The organism is Microvirga sp. 3-52 (assembly GCF_018383585.1).
In the GTDB taxonomy this organism is placed as follows: domain Bacteria; phylum Pseudomonadota; class Alphaproteobacteria; order Rhizobiales; family Beijerinckiaceae; genus Microvirga.
Window position 1 is genome coordinate 57,441 of sequence record NZ_JAHAMK010000005.1, and the last position, 18,113, is coordinate 75,553.

The window sequence follows — 18,113 nt, forward strand, 5'->3', positions numbered from 1 at the left end:
GCAACATGTCATCGCCGGCACAAGGCCGGCCATGACGTGAGGAGTTCCTACTTCGCGGCGAGCTTCGCGGCGATCTGAGCCACGTGCCGGCCCTGGAAGCGGGCGCCGTCGAGGTCGATCTCGCTCGGCTGGCGCGAGCCGTCGCCGCCCGCGACGGTCGAGGCACCGTAGGGCGAGCCGCCGCGGATCTGGTCGACGCCCATCTGGCCCTGGAAGGAGTAAGGCAGGCCGACGACCACCATGCCGTGATGCAGGAGCACCGGCAGCGTGGTGAGGATGGTAGCCTCCTGGCCGCCGTGCTGGGTGGCCGTGGAGGTGAAGACCGAGCCGACCTTGCCGATCAGCTTCCCCTGCGCCCACAGAGCGCCCGTCTGATCGAGGAAGTTCTTCATCTGCGCCGCCATGGTGCCGTAGCGGGTCGGTGTGCCGAAGATGATCGCGTCGTATTCAGGCAGTTCCTCGACGGTGGCGATGGGAGCCTTCTGGTCGGTCTTGTAATGGGCGGCCTGAGCCACCTCGGTCGGGACGAGCTCCGGCACGCGCTTCACCACGACCTCGGCCCCGGTCTCGCGGGCACCTTCGGCGGCGGCATAGGCCATCTGCTCGATGTGCCCCCAGGACGAATAATACAGAACCAGAACCTTGGTCATGTGAACTCCGATCGGTTGAAATGGAACGCAGGGCGGCTGGCTTCCGGCCTCGTGTTGCCTTGGACCGGAAGAGCGTCGCCTGCTGTTGTTGGGCGAAATGGAGGATAAGCTTTCCCTGCTGCAAAACCAGTGTTAGATTTGCAGGACCTCTCTTGCGCGAATGCAAACCGATGACCAAACAGCAGCATCTCGACTGGGACGATTTCAGGCTGGTGAAGATCATCGCCGAAGCCCATGGCCTTGCCGGTGCCGCCGAGCGGCTTGGCGTCAATCATTCGACGGTATTCCGCCGGCTCGGCCAGATGGAAGACAATCTCGGGGTCAAGCTCTTCGAGCGTCACCGGACGGGATATGTCCTCACGCCTGCCGGCGAAGAGATGTCGGCGCTCGCCGAGCAGATGGACGAGAACGTCACCACCTTCACGCGCAAGCTCGCCGGCCAGGCCGTGGCTCCCACCGGAGAGTTGCGGGTCACCACCAACGACACGCTGCTCGTCCACCTTCTGACCCCGATCTTCGCGCGCTTCATCACGGCCTGCCCCGAGATGCGGCTCGACGTGGTGCTCGCCAATCAGGCGCTCAATCTGTCGAAGCGCGACGCGGACGTGGCGATCCGCGCGACCGATGATCCGCCGGAGACGTTGGTCGGGCGCCGCGTCGCGACGATTGCCTGGGCGATCTACGGACGGGTGGCGGATTTTCCCGCTGTTCGGGGGCCCGGCGATGTCAGCCTCGCCGACCTGTTCGACCGTCACTGGGTCGCGCTCGGCGACAATCTGGCGACCATGAAGGTCTCCCGTTTCGTGCGCGAGCACGTGACGCCGGAGAATGTCGTCTACAAGGTCAACACGGTGCTCGGCCTCTCCGAGGCCGTTCAGGCCGGAACCGGCATCGGTCCCCTGCCCTGCTTCATCGCGGATTCGAATCCCGACCTCGTCCGACTGTCGGACATCAACCAGGATTTCTCGGCGGGCCTCTGGCTCCTGACCCATCCGGACCTGCGCCAATCGGCACGCGTGCGCGCCTTCATGGATTTCATGGCGGCTGAGATCGCCAAGCAGAAGAGATGGATCGAGGGGGCCGGGAGGAAAGTTGCGGCTCCTGCTCCAGCGGCTTGATTGTCGATTCTCAGCATCCCGGCTCGCGTCATCACCGGCCTTGTGCCGGTGATCCCGATGCATGAAGCGCCGCGTTTCTCCGCAGCGGGATGGCCGGGACAAGCCCGGCCATGACGTGGGGAGTTGTCAGCCCGCGATCTCCACCACGACGCGGCCCCTGATCCTGCCCTCGACGATCTCGCGCCCGGCCTCGAGTACCCGATCGAGCGGGATCGTCGAGGTCATGGCCGCGAGCCTGTCGTGGTCGAGTTCGCGGGCGATCCGGCTCCAGGCTTCGATCCGCAGCGACTTCGGAGCCATCACCGAGTCGACCCCGAGCAGAGCCACGTTGCGCAGGATGAACGGCGCGACCGTAGTGGGAAGATCCATTCCGCCCGCCAAGCCGCAGGCGGCAATCGCACCGCCGTACTTCGTCATCGACAGGACATTGGCAAGCGTCGCGGAACCGACCGTGTCGACGCCCGCCGCCCAGCGCTCCTTTGCGAGCGGTCGAGATGGGCCGGCGAGTTCGCTGCGGTCGAGGATCTCGGCCGCTCCGAGACCTTTCAGATAATCGGCCTCCTCCGGCCGCCCGGTCGAGGCGATCACATGCCATCCGACCCCGGCGAGAAGCGCCACGGCGACCGACCCGACACCGCCGACCGCGCCCGTGACGATGGCGGGACCGCGATCGGGGCGCAGCCCGTGGCGTTCCAACGCCATCATACAGAGCATCGCCGTGTAGCCCGCCGTACCGATGGCCATGGCCTGAAGCGGCGACAGACCCTGCGGCAGCGGGATCAGCCAGTCGCCTTTGACACGCACCTTCTCGGCATAGGCGCCGAGATGGGTTTCCCCTAAGCCCCACCCGTTGAGCACCACCGCGTCGCCAGGCTTGTACTCGGGGTTTGAGGAGGCTTCCACGGTGCCGACGAGATCGACGCCGGGAATCATCGGGAAGCGGCGCACCACCGGCGCCTTGCCGGTGATCGCGAGACCGTCCTTGTAGTTCAGCGTCGAATGCGACACGCGCACGGTCACGTCGCCGTCCATGAGCTCCGCCTCGTCGAACGCGCGGATTCCGACGCTCTGACCTGATTCGTTCCTGTCGATGACAATGGCCTTGAACGTGCTCATGCCGATTCCTCCCCTGCCCATTTGTGGCGCGGAGGAGGATCACGGCAAGCTCGAAGGCCTTAGTCCTTCGCAGCAGAGGCTGGCTCACTCCGCAGGCTGAAGGGCCGGTCCGCGCACGACCGGTTGCTCCTTGATCGGCAGGTTGATCAACGCGGAGGCGAGGCCCAGCAGAACCGAGAGCCACCAGACTGCGCTGTAATTGCCATTGATCTCGTAGAGCAGCCCGCCGAGCCACACGCCGAGGAAGCCTCCGACCTGGTGCGAGAAGAAGGCGAAGCCGTAGAGCATGGCCATGTAGCGGGTGCCGAACATCAGCATCACGAGGGAGGACGTGGGCGGCACGGTGGAGAGCCAGAGCAGGCCGATGGAGATGCCGAACAGGATCGACGTCAGGGGCGTGGCCGGGACCAGGATGAAGGCGGCGATCGCCACCGAGCGGCCGAGATAGATCCAGGCGAGGAGCCAGCGCTTCGACATGCGGGTGGAGAGCCAGCCCGAGCCGAGGGAGCCGACCGCATTGGCAAGGCCGATGACCGCGAGCGTCCATCCGCCGACGGCGGCCGAGAGGCCGGCATCCTTCAGGTAGGCCGGCAGGTGCACGGTGATGAAGGCGAGCTGGAAGCCGCAGGTGAAGAAGCCGAGCACGAGCAGCACATAGGAGCGGTGCTGGAACGCCTCCGTCAGCGCCTGGCGGATCGATTGGTTCGGGAGCGCAGCCGCCCCTGCCTGGGCGGCATCAGCGGTCGGCCGCGTGGCGAGCGCGAGAGCCAGAGGCATGACGAGCAGCACGCTCGCGGCGAAGACCAGCAGGGCCTGCTGCCAGCCGAAGGAATCAATCAGCACGTTGCCGATGGGCGGGAACAGGAACTGGCCGAAGGAGCCTGCCGCCGTCCCAGCGCCGAAAGCCATGGGCCGCCACTTCTCGGGCAGAAGCTTGCCGAAGGCGCCGAGCACCAGGTTGAACGAGCAGCCGGACAGACCGAAGCCGATGAGCACGCCCGCGCCGATATGCAGAACGCCCGGCGTGGTCGCATAAGCCATGACGACGAGACCGAGGGCATAGAGAAGCGCACCCACGCAGAGCACCCGGAACGCCCCGAATCGGTCCGCCACGGCCCCGGCGAAGGGCTGCCCCAAGCCCCAGAGCAGATTCTGGATCGCGATGGCGAAGCCGAACGTATCCCGGCCCCAGCCGAATTCGGTGATCATGGGGAGCTGAAACAGGCCGGCCGAAGCTCGCGGCCCGAAGGTGATCAGGGCGATCAGGCAGCCGCAGACGACAATGAGTTCCGGCGAGACGCGGGATTGAGCGGGGGAAGCGGACATGCTCACGGCCCTTCGAGGGAAGCAGGGGTGCGCAGCCTAACCGAAGTCTCGCATCAGCAACATTGAAAGTTTGTAGGCTTTGGTATGACGCTTTGTGATGGATATGGCTGCGAGAAGGCCCCGGTTTTCTCACCTCGGACCCTTGGCTCAGACGACGAAGAAATCCTGGTGTCCGAGTTTCAGGTTCCTGCCGAGGGTGGCGATCTTCACCGGGGCGGCGGCGCCGGTGCCGTCCGCATCGTAGGAGAGCGCACCGGTCTTCCTGTCGTAGACGATCCGGTCCTCCCGGTCCTGCGCCCTCGAAGCCTTGATGAACATGTCGGCCGTGAACGCCTTCGGACGGGACGCACTGCCCGAACCCAGTTCGGTGAAGATCCTGTCGTCGAGCCGGATCGAATCGTAGGTCGGATCGATGTCGTAGATCCGGTCGAGATTGCTCGCCTTGCTCGGCTTGCTGTCGAACACGAAGGCGTCCCGGCCCGCGCCGCCATAGAGCTTGTCGTTGCCTGCCCCCCATGGAGGATGTCGTTGCCGTCATCCCCGAGGAGCGTGTCGGCCCCGGCGTTGCCCTTGAGGCTGTTGGCGGCGGAATTGCCTTGAAGCCTGTCGGCAAAGCGTCCGCCGGTGGCGTTCTCGATCGTCACGCCATTGGCGATCGTGTAGCCGCCGGCAACCCCTTTTTCGTAGGAGGCGAAGCCGCCCGCATAGGAGTCGTCCTGGCGAAGGGTCGCGGCGCGCAGATCGATGAGGACGCCTGCGGATGCCTGCGCTGCGGTGATCGTATCCCGTCCGCCCGCATCCCAGAGGCAGAACCATCCCCGCTCATCGACTTTCAGGTTCCAGGTCGGCAACGCGTAGACATCGCCTCCCCGGCCGGTTTCCACGTTCTTCCCGTAGAGAGCCTGCAACGCGGCGATATCGAAAGCCCCGAGCCCCGCCTGGTTGCCGTAGGCCATGTCATAGCCGACACGATCCCATCCAGGGTTGTAGGACATGATCGTCCAGATGCCCTGGTTCAAACCGTTCGGCCCGGTTGAAAAGGGATCCGCAACGCCCGGAAAGGTCGTTGCGTCCTCGCGTGTCCCGCCATCGTGTGGATGCGCCAAGCCCATGCCGTGGCCCAGTTCGTGCAGCACGGTGTTGAGTCCGTCGCCGCCGAAATAAAGGCTGCTCCACGAGGGCACCGCAGGGTCGAAATACCCCCAGATCTGGTCACTGTCCGGCAATTCGTGCAGGCCGAGCGTGTTGCTGCCCAGGGCGGTCTTCCACCAGACGATATCGGCCTGTGCGACGGAACCAGCGAGTTCGAATTTCAGCCCGCAGACGCTTTCGTAAACCTGCGTCGCATAATCGAAGGCCGACTTCTCGGCGGCGGTCCACGTCTGAGCCGACGCGCCGCTCGTCAGGATATCGCCAGGGTCGTGAAGGGCATTGGCTGTCGCGAAATCTCCGCTTTGGCCGAACCAGACCTTGATCGGCCCGCTCGCGGCATTCCAGGCCGAGCCGCCCCAGATGAGGGCATCCAGATAGGCATTGCCATAACCGGAACCCGGAACAGACCCTCGGATGCTCGCCACCATTTCTTTGCCTTCAACATCGCTCCTGAACGTTCTTAGTACAATATTACGCTTTTCAAAGTGCCGGAGCGCACGCCTGGTGAATTTTTCTCAGGTCTGGCCAGGCTTCAATTTGTAGAAGATGTGCCGTCCGATCACGTCCATCTTCTTCAGGCGGCGAGCCCAGTACGGGCGGACATAGTCGGCATGGTAGTGGGTCGCTCCGCCCACGTCGGCGAGGTAGGTCTTGCCCTCGAGCACGGCGCTCGCGACACTCTTGGCGCGCTCCCACGACTCGGTGTCGCGGATGCGCAGGGCCTTGCCTTCGCAGGCGAAGGTGAACTGGCAGGCGAGGTGGCGGTGACGGTTCTGGTAGACCACCCCGCAGATCGACGAGGGATAAAGCCCGCTCTTCACACGGTTGAGCACCACCTGGGCCACAGCCGCCTGTCCCTCCACGGATTCGCTGCGGGCCTCGTAGTAGACGGCCTCGGCGAGGCAGCGCTGCTCCTTGCCCAGGTTGTCCGGATCGATCAGGTCGGCATAGCGCGGTCGGTCGGGATCGTCACTTTTGGGCAGGATCGACATGTCGATGTCACCGCGGTCGAGGCGCGGCGATTGCAGGGACACGGGAGCGGCCGCGATCTCGATGGGCGTCGCCTCGACGGGAGCCGGCGTCGCCGAGGACAGGGTGATGGCACGCTTCACCATGGGCGTCGTCGGGCTCGCGGCGGCTCCGGTGGAGCCTGCTGCGGCGGCCGCCGGCGATTGCACGGAAGTGGCTTGGCGGGTCGTGGTGTATTCCGGCGCCTGCCAGGGCTCGAACACCTGCTCCGTGTCCGTCGCTTCGAGCTGGCCCTCCATGAGGACGGTGGGCGGCAGGAGCCGCTCGTCGCGGCTGTAGAGCAGCCGCGCGCTGCCTACCTGATTGAGGGTCGGACGCAGCTGCTTGGCGCGGCGGGACAGGGTGGCATGCGGCGCCACCAGCGGGTTCCCCTTCAGAGACCGGTCGACGATGGGATCGGCGCTCGCATCGGCCTTCCGGTCGGCCTTGAGGGGCGTGGAGGCGGCCGCTTCATCGGGCAGATCGTAACGTGGCATGGAACGAAGGATGTCGCGTTCGATTCCAAGCTTTCCATCGGTGATTGAGGCCCCCGTGGGCGGAATGAGCGCGGTGTCGACGAGACGGGCGGTCGCGCTGCGCGGCGCGAAGCTCACGCCGGAATGCAGGTCGTTGCTGGCCGAAGCCGTGAACGAGATCAGGAGACCTGTCGCCAGCGCCCAGGGAGCCGTCGTGGCGCAGATCCATTTCACTCGAGATCGACGATACGGAAGACGCACGCGCTACACCCTGCAAAAAACTCGAACAATCCGGAGCATCCAGCAGGAGGGCTCCGATGTCGTAAAGTTATCGCGGGTTAAGGTTGATGGGTGGTTAAGGCCGGTCTCCCTTTACGTAATCGCTGCTGCGGCAGCCTGACGCCTCTCGGCCAATCGCCTCAATGCAAGGCCGGTCTCGGGATCGGCCGGGAAGAAGGCTTCTATGGCGAGCTCCGACAGGGTCACGTCCACCGGTGTCCCGAAGATCGTCGTCGTGCTGAACAGGGTGAGCACCCCCTCCCCGGTCATGAGCTGGAGCGGCACGACGATGCCGGCATAATCATGGTTCGACTTGGACGCCCGCGCGGCCGCATCGGGCGTCGGGTAGGAGCGGAGCTCCTCGATCAGATTGGCCAGAACCGCGTCGCCCGTCGCATCCACCTGACGGTGCAGTCGGTGGACCAGATGATTGCGCCACTCGGTGAAATTCACGATACGCCGTGCAAGGCCTGCAGGATGGATGCTCAGGCGCAGCACGTTGACGGGAGGCTTCATCAGCGCCGGATCGACATCGCCGATGAGCGACACGAGAGCATCGTTCGCAGATACGAGCGACCAGTGCCGGTCGACGGCGAGTGCAGGATAAGGATCGTGCCCTTTCAGCACGAGATCCACCGCCTGACGCATGCTCGCGAGAGCCGGATCGTCGAGGGAGCGCTGCGAGTAGACCGGCGCGAAGCCCGCCGAGACCAGCATGATGTTGCGCTCGCGTAAGGGCATGTCGAGCTTCTCCGCCAGGAGCAGCACCATCTCGCGGCTCGGCTGCGAGCGGCCGGTTTCGAGAAAGCTCAAATGCCGGGTGGAGATCTCGGCTTCGAGAGCGAGATCCATTTGGCTGAGGCGACGGCGCTGGCGCCATTCGCGCAGGAAATCGCCGACATGTCGTTCGGGGGTCATGGATAGGGTGCTCGCGGATTTCATGGGCGGACCATAGCCTGATGCCGACCGATCTTCCATGACCTCGGAGGTAATCGACTGCGCTCACGGCCTGCGGAATCCTTGACGCCAGGTTGAGGCTCTCAACCGACGAACCACAGGAGACAGCCATGATGACGATCCAATCCTCCCCGCTTCTTCGCCAGGCTCTCGTGGCCGATGCCACCACCAGCGCGGCCTTCGGCCTCATGATGCTGATCGGCGCCGGAGCATTGAGCGCGGTCTTCGGGTTGCCGGAGATGCTCCTGCGCCTCGCAGGCCTGGTTCTCCTGCCCTACGCGGCCTTCATCGGCTGGCTCGGCCTGCGCGAGGAAATCCTGAAGCCCATCGGGTGGGCGGTGGTTCTGGGCAATGTCCTTTGGGCCGCTGACAGCCTCCTGCTGTTCGTCAGCGGTTGGGTTGCGCCGACCAGCGCAGGCTATGCCTTCGTGATCGCTCAGGCGCTCGTCGTCCTGATGTACGCGGAGTTTCAGTTTGTCGGACTGCGCCGGTCGCGAGCGGTTGCCGTCTGAATCCGGCCGCCCTTCCCGCCCACGTCATCACCGGGCTTGTCCCGGTGATCTCAGCTGTGTGAGGCGCCGCGCTTTTCCGTATCGGGATGGCCGGCGCAAGGCCGGCCATGACAGCGTCAGTTTGCTCGCGCAAGGCCAGCAAGCTCTTGGGTCCCGATACGGGCCGCCTCTAAGAACCGTGAATGATGGCTTCGATCCTGGCCGCGAGGGTTTCAAGGGGAAAAGGTTTGGCGATGACTTCCATGCCCGGCCCCAAAAATCCGGCAGAGAGAAGATTGCTCTCCACGTAGCCCGTCATGAAGAGCACCTTCAAATTCGGCTGTTCTGCACGTGCCGCATCGGCAAGCTGCCGCCCGTTCAGGCCCGGCAGGCCCACATCGGTCACGAGGAGATCGAGCGGCTGCCCGGTTTGGAGAACCGCGAGCCCCTTCGGCCCATCCTCGGCCTGAAGAACGCGATATCCCTGCTCCTCGAGCATTTCCACGATGAGCTCCCGCACGACGCGCTCATCCTCGACCACGAGCACGGTCTCGTGAGCCCTGGGGCGAGCCGCAACGGCATTCGTGGCGGACGGGCCCTGAGGCTCGGCGTCTCCAAGATATCGAGGAAGGAAGATCTTGACGGTCGTGCCTTGGCCTATGGCCGAATAGATCCTGACATGGCCGCCGGATTGCCTGACGAATCCGTATACCATGGAGAGACCGAGACCCGTGCCCTGGCCGATCGGTTTCGTCGTGAAAAACGGTTCGAAGACCCTCGCGAGCACATCGTCGGACATGCCGGAACCCGTATCGGACACCGACAGCGCAACATATTGGCCGGGCTTCACATCCTGCTGCGTGGCGGCATAGGCATGATCCAGCTCGACATTCGCCGTCTCGATCACGATGGACCCTCCGTCCGGCATGGCATCGCGGGCGTTGATGACGAGATTGAGAAGCGCACTTTCGAGCTGGTTGGGATCGCAGAGGGTCAGCCAGAGATCCTGGCCGGACTGCAGCTCGACCCGGATCGTCTCGCGCACCGTGCGCCGGAACAGTTCGTCCATCGACGCCACGAGGGTCTTCGCATCGAGCGGCTGGCGCCTCGAAAATGCAAGAAGGCGATGCGTGAGCGCCGCAGCCCGGTTCGCGGAGGACATGGCGGCCTCGACATAGCGTCCCACATCGCCTGCACGCCCCTGCGCGATGCGGGTCTGGATGAGATCCAGGCTGCCGATCACGCCGGTCAGCAGATTGTTGAAGTCGTGAGCGATTCCGCCGGTCAGCTGACCTACGGCCTCCATCTTCTGCGATTGCCGCAGGGCTTCCTCGGCCTGTTTCAGCGCCTGGGCCGCCTCCTCCTCGGCGGTGATGTCGCGGCCGACCGCATGGATGAAATGTTCATCCGACACGGCCGTCCAGGCTATCCAGCGATAAGTCCCGTCCCGGTGGCGAAGCCTGCTCTGGACGCTGCACGTGGTCTGATCGCGGGAAAGTCGCCTGAGAGCCTGATGAGTGTCCACCTGGTCCTCCGGATGAACGAAATCGAGGACGGATGCCCGGACGAGATCGCCGTTCTTCCAGTCGAGCATGCGGCTCCACGCCGGATTGGCCGCCATGATCGTTCCCTTGAAGTCCGCAACGAGCATGAGGTCCGTCGAGAGATGCCAGAGGCGGTCCCGGTCCCGCGTGCTTTCCTCGACGCGCTTTTCCAGGCGGGCGTTCAGATGGGCCAGCTCCTCCGCGGCCCTTTTCCGATCATGGATATCGGTGTTCGTGCCGATCCATCGGATGACGCTCCCGGCGGGATCCCGAACCGGCACGGCTTTCGACAGGAACCAGCGGTAGGCCTTGTCGCGTGCCCTTCTCAGCCGGATCTCGCTCTCGAAGACTGTCCCGCCCTGCAAAGCCTGCCGCCAGGCCTGAACCACAACCGGATAATCGTCCGGATGGACGATGCGCTCCCATGCGCCGTTCGCGAGATTGTCGAGAGTGATGCCCAGGTATTCGGGAAGGCGCCCGTTGGACCACTCCACCGATCCGTTCGGGCCGGCTTCCCACACCTGATGGGGAACGGCCTCGACCAGAGCCCTGAACCGTTCCTCGCTGGCACGCAGCGCCTCCTCCGAAGCCTTACGCTCAGTAATGTCCCGATAGAAGCTGACGATGCCGCCCGGCACCGGGCAGGCCCGCAGCTCGAGCCAGCGGTCCTTTCCGAAGCCGAGATAGCGGCGCTCGAGTGAGACCTGCACCTGTTCCGCGAGGCACTTTCGATACGCGGCCTCCAGAGCGGAGCCCGCCGATGTGGGCCACGCGTCCCACTGGATCTTGCCGATGATCTCATCGGCCCGACGCCCGTCATACTTGAGAGCGGCGGGGTTCAGCTTGACGACCCGGAATTCCTCATCGAACGCGACGAAGCCATCCCCGAGCACTTCGAGGATGGCCTCCGCTCGCTCGTTGCTGACGCTCAATTCCCGCTCGCGCCGAACGTGCTCGGTCACGTCGCTGCCATGAACGGCGACTCCGAGAAGGGTCCTGCTCCCTCCCCGGACGGGCTGAAACGAGAATTCAACAATCCGCTCCTCGGCCGTGCTCTCGGGATCCGCTCGAGATTGGATGGTCACCCGAAGAGGGCCTGAGGGCGCGATGCCGGCACGAGCCTGGGTGAGACACTCCTTGAAGCCCGGCCAACCGGCCAGCGGCACCTCCTCCAGAGCACGATTGGCGATGTCCCTGCCCCCGGTCAGCTGCCGAAAGGCATCGTTCGCCAGTGCGATGACATCGTCAGGGCACCGCAGAAAGCAGAAGAATCCAGGGACTTGCTGAAGGATGGAGAGAAGCTGTGAGCTTGACGCGTCGGGTGCATCAAAGCCGTTGGCTGCAGCATGGGCGCCGCGCAAGTCACGAATGACGTCATCCTTCGTAACACTTAGACCGTCCGGCATCCTGAGCTTTCGACGATGCAGCGTCGGTCTTCCACCGACCTGCCCCTTCTGTTCTGACCAAGTAAAAGCTGCCCGCCCCAGCGAGAAGGATCATTATAGTTGATATTTAATATCGTTTCAATTGCCCTTGGGTCAGATTCGGCCATCCCTGGGCGCCGGCAGGTCCGCGTCAGAAACTCCGGCCGTCCACCGGAATGGCCTTGATCTGGGACGGCTCCACATCCTCAAGGCAGCGGATGTTGATCGCCGCCGTCGCCTCTCCCGTGGGTTTCTGACCCAGACCGAAAGGCGCGCTGCCGCAGATGGCACAGAAGCGATGCCGGATCGTATGCGTGTTGAAAGTATAGGTGGAAAGGCTCTCCTCTCCACGAAGAATGGTCAGGGATTCCCGAGGCACGAAGGTCAGGAGATATCCCTTCCGGCTGCAATGGGAACAATTGCACTCGAAGGCCTGCTCGAGATCCGTTTCAACCTCGTACGCCACCTTGCCGCAATGACATGAACCCTTGTGCAGCGCCATTTTCCCCGCTCCGACGTTCTTATCCCAAAGCCACCATCACCGTGACGATCAAACCTGCACCGATTACGGCGACAAATCGATCTCCCATGGTAAGCGGCTGAACTCTACCCTGGGCTGCCAGTTGCCCGATAGCAAGATCGAGCACCAGCGAAACGGCAAAGGGCCAAGCCGCCGGCGGAACGGCCGCCTGCTGCAGGTGAGGCTGCTGCAATATGAGAAGTCCCGCCGCGATGCCGGAGATCAGCACCGCGATGATGTAGAACAAGCGGATGCGCGACAGGGCCATTTTTATGCCTGACTCGCGGCCTTGTTGCCGAGCGCCGCCTGCGCGGCCGCGAGACGTGCGATCGGCACCCGGTAGGGCGAGCAGGACACGTAATCGAGCCCGACCGACTGGCAGAAATGGATCGACGCCGGATCGCCGCCATGCTCGCCGCAGATCCCGAGCTTGATGTTCGGCCGCGTCTTCTTGCCCCGCTCCACCGCGAGCTTCACCAGCTCGCCCACGCCCTCCTGGTCGATGGTGACGAAGGGATCGGCCGGCAGCAGCCCCTTCTGGGTGTAAGGGCCCAGGAACGAAGCTGCGTCGTCGCGCGAGATGCCGAGGGTCGTCTGCGTGAGATCGTTGGTGCCGAACGAGAAGAATTCCGCCGATTCCGCGATCTCGCCAGCGCGCAGAGCCGCCCGCGGCAGCTCGATCATCGTGCCGACCTGATACTCGATGGCAACGCCGCTCTCGGCCTTCACGGCCTCCGCCATGGCGACGATGCGCGCCTTCACCCAGTCGAGTTCCGGCTTCGTCATCACGAGCGGCACCATGACCTCCGGCACGACGGGCTGGCCGGTCGTCTTGCCGGCTTCCACCGCCGCCTCGAAAATGGCACGCGCCTGCATCTCGGCGATCTCCGGATAAGCCACCGCGAGACGGCAGCCGCGGAAGCCGAGCATCGGGTTGAACTCGTGCAGCTCGCGGGCGCGGTGCCTGAGCTTGTCGACGGAGGCGTTCATCGCCTTCGCCACTTCCTGCATCTCCTCCTCCGAATGCGGCAGGAACTCGTGCAGCGGCGGATCGAGCAGGCGGATCGTGACCGGCAGGCCGCTCATGATCGTGAACAGCTCGACGAAATCCTTGCGCTGCATCGGCAGCAGCTTGGCGAGCGCCGCGCGACGTCCCGCCTCGTCGTCGGAGAGGATCATCTCGCGCACGGCCACGATGCGGTCGCCTTCGAAGAACATGTGCTCCGTGCGGCACAGGCCGATGCCCTCCGCGCCGAAGTTGCGCGCGGTCTTGGCATCGAGCGGCGTTTCCGCATTGGCGCGCACCTTCATGTGGCGCACCTTGTCGGCCCAGCCCATGAGGGTGGCGAACTCGCCGGACAGTTCCGGCTGCAGCATCTCCACCCGGCCCAGCAGCACCTGGCCGTTCGAGCCGTCGATGGTGATGATCTCGCCCTTCTTCAGCGTCTGGCCAGCGACGGTGAGCGTCTGCGCCGTGTAATCGACGCGGATCGAGCCCGCACCGGACACGCAGGGCTTGCCCATGCCGCGGGCGACCACCGCCGCGTGCGAGGTCATGCCGCCGCGGGTGGTCAGAATGCCTTCGGCCGCATGCATCCCGTGGATGTCTTCAGGCGAGGTCTCGACCCGCACCAGGATGACCTTGTGGCCGGCCTTCTTGGCCGCTTCAGCGTCGTCCGAGTTGAACACGATCTCGCCCGACGCGGCACCCGGAGAGGCCGGCAGGCCAGTGCCTAAGATCTTGCGTTCTGCCTTGGGGTCGATGGTGGGATGCAGCAGCTGATCGAGGGCCGCGGGCTCGACGCGGGTGATGGCCTCTTCCTGGGTGATCAGACCCTCGGAGGCGAGCTCCACCGCGATGCGCAAGGCCGCTTTCGCCGTGCGCTTGCCGTTGCGGGTCTGGAGCATCCAGAGCTTGCCCTTCTCCACCGTGAACTCCATGTCCTGCATGTCACGGTAGTGCTTCTCCAGGATGCCGTAGATGCGCACCAGCTCGTTGTAAGCCTCGGGCATCGCGCCTTCCATCGAAGGCTTGTCGGAGCCCGACGCAAGACGCGCCTTTTCGGTGATGTCCTGCGGGGTGCGGATGCCCGCCACCACGTCCTCGCCCTGCGCATTGATCAGGAACTCGCCGTAGAGCTCGCTCTCGCCGGTGGAGGGGTTGCGGGTAAACGCCACGCCGGTGGCGGAGGTCTCGCCCATGTTGCCGAACACCATGGCCTGCACGTTCACCGCCGTGCCCCAGCTCGCCGGGATGGCGTGCAGCTCGCGGTACTTGATGGCGCGGTTGTTCATCCAGGAGCCGAACACGGCCCCAATGGCGCCCCAGAGCTGCTCCTGCGGGTCCTGCGGGAAGGGCTTGCCCAGCTCCTTCTCGACCAGTGCCTTGTAGCGCGGGATCAGGGACTTCCAGTCCTCGGCGGTCATATCCGTGTCGAGCGAGTAGCCCTTGCGGTCCTTGAGCTCGTCGAGGATCTCCTCGAAATGGTGATGCTCGATGTCCAGCACCACGTTGGAATACATGGTGATGAAGCGGCGGTAGCTGTCATAGGCGAAGCGCTCGTCGCCCGCGCCCGTAGCCAGGGCGCCTACGGTGACGTCGTTGAGCCCGAGATTGAGCACCGTGTCCATCATGCCCGGCATGGACGCCCGGGCGCCGGAGCGGACGGAGACGAGCAGCGGATTCTCGGCGTCACCAAAGGTGCGGCCCGTGAGGCGTCCGACATAGGTCAGGGCGTTCGCGACCTGGGCCTTCAGCTCCTCAGGATAAGAGCGGCCGTGGTCGTAGTAATAGGTGCAGACTTCCGTCGTGATGGTGAAGCCCGGAGGGACCGGCAGGCCCAGATTGGACATCTCGGCGAGATTGGCCCCCTTGCCGCCCAGCAGGTTCTTCATCCCCGCCTGGCCCTCGGCCTTACCGTCCCCGAAGGTATAGACCCACTGCGTCATCGCTCGATCCCTTGGCTCTGAATACGCCCTGCTGCCGCGCAGGTGTTGGCTTGAAGCATGTAGAGCCCAAACGCAAGCTGAACAGCCACGGTTCCGGCCTCCCGGTTCATGAACGCTCAGGGAACAGTCGCGCTACGTTACCCTCGAAAGCGAGAGTTCCACGGCGTCTGCAACTTTATTAGGAGAAAGGTAGTTTCAAAGGATACGAGCGTGCCCTCCCCAATCGTCATCACGACCGACCAGTTTACGACCTTAACCCTGCTTACCGATCACAGCTCGGTCACCGTCAATCCGGGGATCACCATCGCGGGCCCTTATACCAGCACGGGCTTCGCTCTCGATGCCAGTGCAGGCGCCGGCGGGACCATCACGGTTCACGGGACGCTGACCGCCGGCGGCGGCATCTACGATCCGTCGACCGCGCGAAATTCCTATAACGTCATGGTCTCCCGCACCGGCTCCATCGACGCGATTAACGGTTACGGCATCGCCCTGCAGAAACAGGCCACTGTCGTCAATCATGGCACGATCACCGCCTCGAAGGTCGGCATCAGTATCGGCGACGGCAGCAGCGTGGTGGTCAATACCGGCTCGATCACGGCGGAGGACGGTATCAGGACCTTTGGGAACGGTGCAGTCATCGAGAATGCCGGGGAGCTCCAGACGAAGAACGGGATGGTGATCATCGGAAACGATTGTACGATCACCAATAGCGGCACCATCAAGGCTCTCGGATACGGAATCATACTGCCCGAAGGGACCGGCGTCTCCACGGTGGTGACCAATATAGGGGTAATTCAAGCTGATATCTTGGCCTTCGTGGGCAACGCAGCCGGCAACGTCTTCGTCAACCGCGGCGCCATCACGGGCAACATGGACATGCGCGGCGGCGACGACGTGTTCGACAGCCGTTCGGGAACGATCGCCGGAACGGTCCTGCTGAGTTCCGGAAACGACAGAGCATTCGGAGGCTCCGGAAACGAGACGTTTTCCGACGGTCTTGGCAACGACATGATCGACGCCGGAGGCGGCATCGACACGCTGACCTACGACCTGTCGACGGATCCCGGCGTCGCGGTGTCGGTCGATCTGAGCCTGACGACGGCCCAGGTCAATGCCTGGGGAACCGACGTCTTTCTGAACTTCGAGAACGTGACCGGCGCCGTTGGCAACGACACGATCAAGGGCAGTGATGCCGACAACGTCCTGAAAGGCCTCGCCGGTGCGGACAACCTGAGCGGCAGAGACGGGAACGACACGCAGATCGGCGGCGGCGGCGGGAACGACGTCCTGGATGGAGGCAGCGGCATCGATACCGCGGATTTCAGCGGCGGGACCAGCGCGATCGTGGATCTGAGGCTCGAATTCCCGCAAGACACCGGGATGGGCAACGACATCCTCCTGGGGATCGAGAATCTCATCGGCGGATCCGCAAGCGACAGGCTCACGGGCAGCGCGGCAGCCAATGTGCTGGCGGGCGGCGGTGGGATAGACCTGCTGTCCGGCGAAGGCGGCGACGACGGCTTGACCGGCGGAGCAGGCAACGATGTCCTGGATGGCGGCGCGGGACGCGACACAGCGGTGTTTGTCGGCGCACGCAGCAGCTACACCATCGTGGCGAATGCGGACGGCACGTTCACCGTCACGGATCTGGTCGCGAATAGGGACGGCGCGGATGTGCTGCGCAATGTCGAAGCCGTCCGATTCACGCTCACCGGCGAGGCACTCGATCTTGCGAGCCTGACGCCGCCTCTCGAGCCTCCCGTCACGCCTCCTCCGAATCCGCAGCCCACGCCCCTCGTGCTGCGCGGCACGAGCGGGGCCGACCGTCTTACAGGCGGCACGGGCAACGACACTCTCTTCGGCAAGGCCGGCAGGGATGCTCTGACGGGCGGCTCGGGCCAGGACGCTTTTGTGTTCGACAGCAAGCTCACGGCCCGAACTGCGGTGAAGAACAAGGACACGATCGTCGACTTCGGACCGCTCTATGACTCGCTCTATTTCGACGATGCGGCTTTCGGCAACACGACCATCGCCCGATACCTGAAGGGCAAGAACGCCGCGCTCGACCACGCGATTGCGATCAAGAGGGGGTGGCTTGCCTTCAATCAGGCCAAGGACCGGGACGACTTCTTCATCGCCAAGAAGGTGAACGCGAAGACGTACAAGCTGTTCTTCGATGCCGACGGCTCGGGCACGAAGAAGGCCCTGGAGATCGCCACCGTGAAGCTCCAGACCGGAGAAGGCACCGCCCTTGCCTACAAGGACGTCTTCTTCGTCTGAGAACGGAGGCGGCCACTAGGCCTCCGTTCAGAACGATTGGGAAGATGCCCGGCGAACCCGGCCCATAAAGAAAAGCCCGCCGGAGCCTCCGCTCCGGCGGGCCAAAACCTGCGGCTGCCCGTGTCCTCAGACCCGGTACCGCCCGTTGCGCTTCACATAGACCGTCGTACCGACGGGGACGCGCTCGTAGAGGTCGGCGACGTCCTCGTTGAGCATGCGGACGCAGCCGGAGGAGACCTGTTCGCCGATGCTCCAGGGCTCGTTGGTGCCGTGGATGCGGAAGAGCGTGTCGGCGCCGTTCTGGTGCAGATAGAGCGCGCGGGCGCCGAGCGGGTTGTCGAGACCGGCCTCCATGTAGCGCGGCAACTCGGGCTTGATGCCGACCATGGTCTTGGTGGGCGACCAGTTGGGCCAGACGCCCTTGCGGCCAACGGACGCAATGCCCCTCCAGGAGAAGCCCTGCTTGCCGACGCCGACGCCGTAGCGGATCGCCCTGCCCTCGGGCTGGACGAGGTAGAGCATGCGCTCGTCGATATCGACCACGATGGAGCCCGGCTTCTCGGGGCCCTTGTACTCCACCGTCTGGCGGGCGTATTTCGGGTCCATCTTGCGGCGGTCGACCAGCGGGATGTTGTGGGGCTTGTCCGGCATCATGCCGACATACCAGGCGGAATCGTCCGCCGTGGCGACCGGCTGCTGGGCGGTCTGGCAGGCAGCAAGGGGGGCGCTCAGAAGAGCGGCAATCAGGAGGCGTCGAATCATCATCGGTCTTCTGAATTGAATTGGTTGCCGCCTACCTAGAGCCTAGGTGGCCGATTGG

At 64.4% G+C, this 18,113-nt stretch carries 14 protein-coding genes; 3 read left to right on the forward strand and 11 right to left on the reverse strand.

Features of this window, described 5'->3' with window-relative positions; all coding sequences use genetic code 11:
- Positions 1 to 47 precede the first annotated feature (47 nt).
- On the reverse strand, positions 48 to 650 hold the full coding sequence (gene wrbA / locus KHP60_RS06010) for an NAD(P)H:quinone oxidoreductase (protein ID WP_213562672.1): 603 nt from the start codon (positions 648 to 650) through the stop codon (positions 48 to 50).
- 170 nt (positions 651 to 820) lie between these two features.
- On the opposite strand from wrbA, the gene KHP60_RS06015 reads away from it, so the two are divergent.
- On the forward strand, positions 821 to 1,768 hold the full coding sequence (locus KHP60_RS06015; protein WP_213562673.1) for a LysR family transcriptional regulator: 948 nt from the start codon (positions 821 to 823) through the stop codon (positions 1,766 to 1,768).
- A gap of 126 nt (positions 1,769 to 1,894) precedes the next feature.
- Here the strand turns inward: KHP60_RS06015 and KHP60_RS06020 are convergent, their stop codons facing one another.
- The 5 genes from KHP60_RS06020 to KHP60_RS06040 all read right to left on the reverse strand — a co-directional run bounded on the left by KHP60_RS06020 (position 1,895) and on the right by KHP60_RS06040 (position 8,043).
- Entirely contained in the window at positions 1,895 to 2,884 is a 990-nt protein-coding gene (locus KHP60_RS06020; RefSeq protein WP_213562674.1) for an MDR family oxidoreductase, read from the reverse strand.
- Positions 2,885 to 2,968: 84 nt separating this feature from the next.
- Positions 2,969 to 4,210 carry an MFS transporter gene (locus KHP60_RS06025; protein ID WP_213562675.1) on the reverse strand — a complete coding sequence of 414 codons (1,242 nt, stop codon included), beginning with the start codon at positions 4,208 to 4,210 and terminating at the stop codon, positions 2,969 to 2,971.
- Positions 4,211 to 4,416: 206 nt separating this feature from the next.
- Positions 4,417 to 5,790, reverse strand: a complete 1,374-nt coding sequence (locus KHP60_RS06030) for a M10 family metallopeptidase C-terminal domain-containing protein (RefSeq protein ID WP_213562676.1) — start codon at positions 5,788 to 5,790, stop codon at positions 4,417 to 4,419.
- An 87-nt stretch (positions 5,791 to 5,877) separates the two neighbouring features.
- On the reverse strand, positions 5,878 to 7,080 hold the full coding sequence (locus KHP60_RS06035; RefSeq protein ID WP_213562677.1) for a cell wall hydrolase: 1,203 nt from the start codon (positions 7,078 to 7,080) through the stop codon (positions 5,878 to 5,880).
- A gap of 138 nt (positions 7,081 to 7,218) precedes the next feature.
- Positions 7,219 to 8,043, reverse strand: a complete 825-nt coding sequence (locus tag KHP60_RS06040; protein WP_213562678.1) for a helix-turn-helix domain-containing protein — start codon at positions 8,041 to 8,043, stop codon at positions 7,219 to 7,221.
- A 149-nt stretch (positions 8,044 to 8,192) separates the two neighbouring features.
- On the opposite strand from KHP60_RS06040, the gene KHP60_RS06045 reads away from it, so the two are divergent.
- Entirely contained in the window at positions 8,193 to 8,594 is a 402-nt protein-coding gene (locus tag KHP60_RS06045) for a hypothetical protein (RefSeq protein WP_213562679.1), read from the forward strand.
- 169 nt (positions 8,595 to 8,763) lie between these two features.
- Here KHP60_RS06045 and KHP60_RS06050 read toward each other — a convergent pair whose 3' ends face one another.
- From KHP60_RS06050 to ppdK, 4 genes are all read right to left on the reverse strand, one after another.
- Entirely contained in the window at positions 8,764 to 11,478 is a 2,715-nt protein-coding gene (locus KHP60_RS06050; RefSeq protein WP_213562680.1) for a PAS domain-containing sensor histidine kinase, read from the reverse strand.
- 214 nt (positions 11,479 to 11,692) lie between these two features.
- Complete coding sequence (locus KHP60_RS06055) at positions 11,693 to 12,043, reverse strand: GFA family protein (protein ID WP_213562681.1); 351 nt, start codon at positions 12,041 to 12,043, stop codon at positions 11,693 to 11,695.
- Positions 12,044 to 12,062: 19 nt separating this feature from the next.
- Complete coding sequence (locus KHP60_RS06060) at positions 12,063 to 12,329, reverse strand: hypothetical protein (protein WP_213562682.1); 267 nt, start codon at positions 12,327 to 12,329, stop codon at positions 12,063 to 12,065.
- A 2-nt stretch (positions 12,330 to 12,331) separates the two neighbouring features.
- Entirely contained in the window at positions 12,332 to 15,010 is a 2,679-nt protein-coding gene (gene ppdK, locus KHP60_RS06065; RefSeq protein ID WP_213562683.1) for a pyruvate, phosphate dikinase, read from the reverse strand.
- A gap of 210 nt (positions 15,011 to 15,220) precedes the next feature.
- Between ppdK and KHP60_RS06070 the strand changes: the two genes are divergently transcribed.
- Entirely contained in the window at positions 15,221 to 17,293 is a 2,073-nt protein-coding gene (locus KHP60_RS06070) for a calcium-binding protein (protein WP_213562684.1), read from the forward strand.
- Between the two features lie 126 nt (positions 17,294 to 17,419).
- Here KHP60_RS06070 and KHP60_RS06075 read toward each other — a convergent pair whose 3' ends face one another.
- Positions 17,420 to 18,058 carry a L,D-transpeptidase gene (locus KHP60_RS06075; protein WP_213562685.1) on the reverse strand — a complete coding sequence of 213 codons (639 nt, stop codon included), beginning with the start codon at positions 18,056 to 18,058 and terminating at the stop codon, positions 17,420 to 17,422.
- Positions 18,059 to 18,113: the final 55 nt, after the last annotated feature.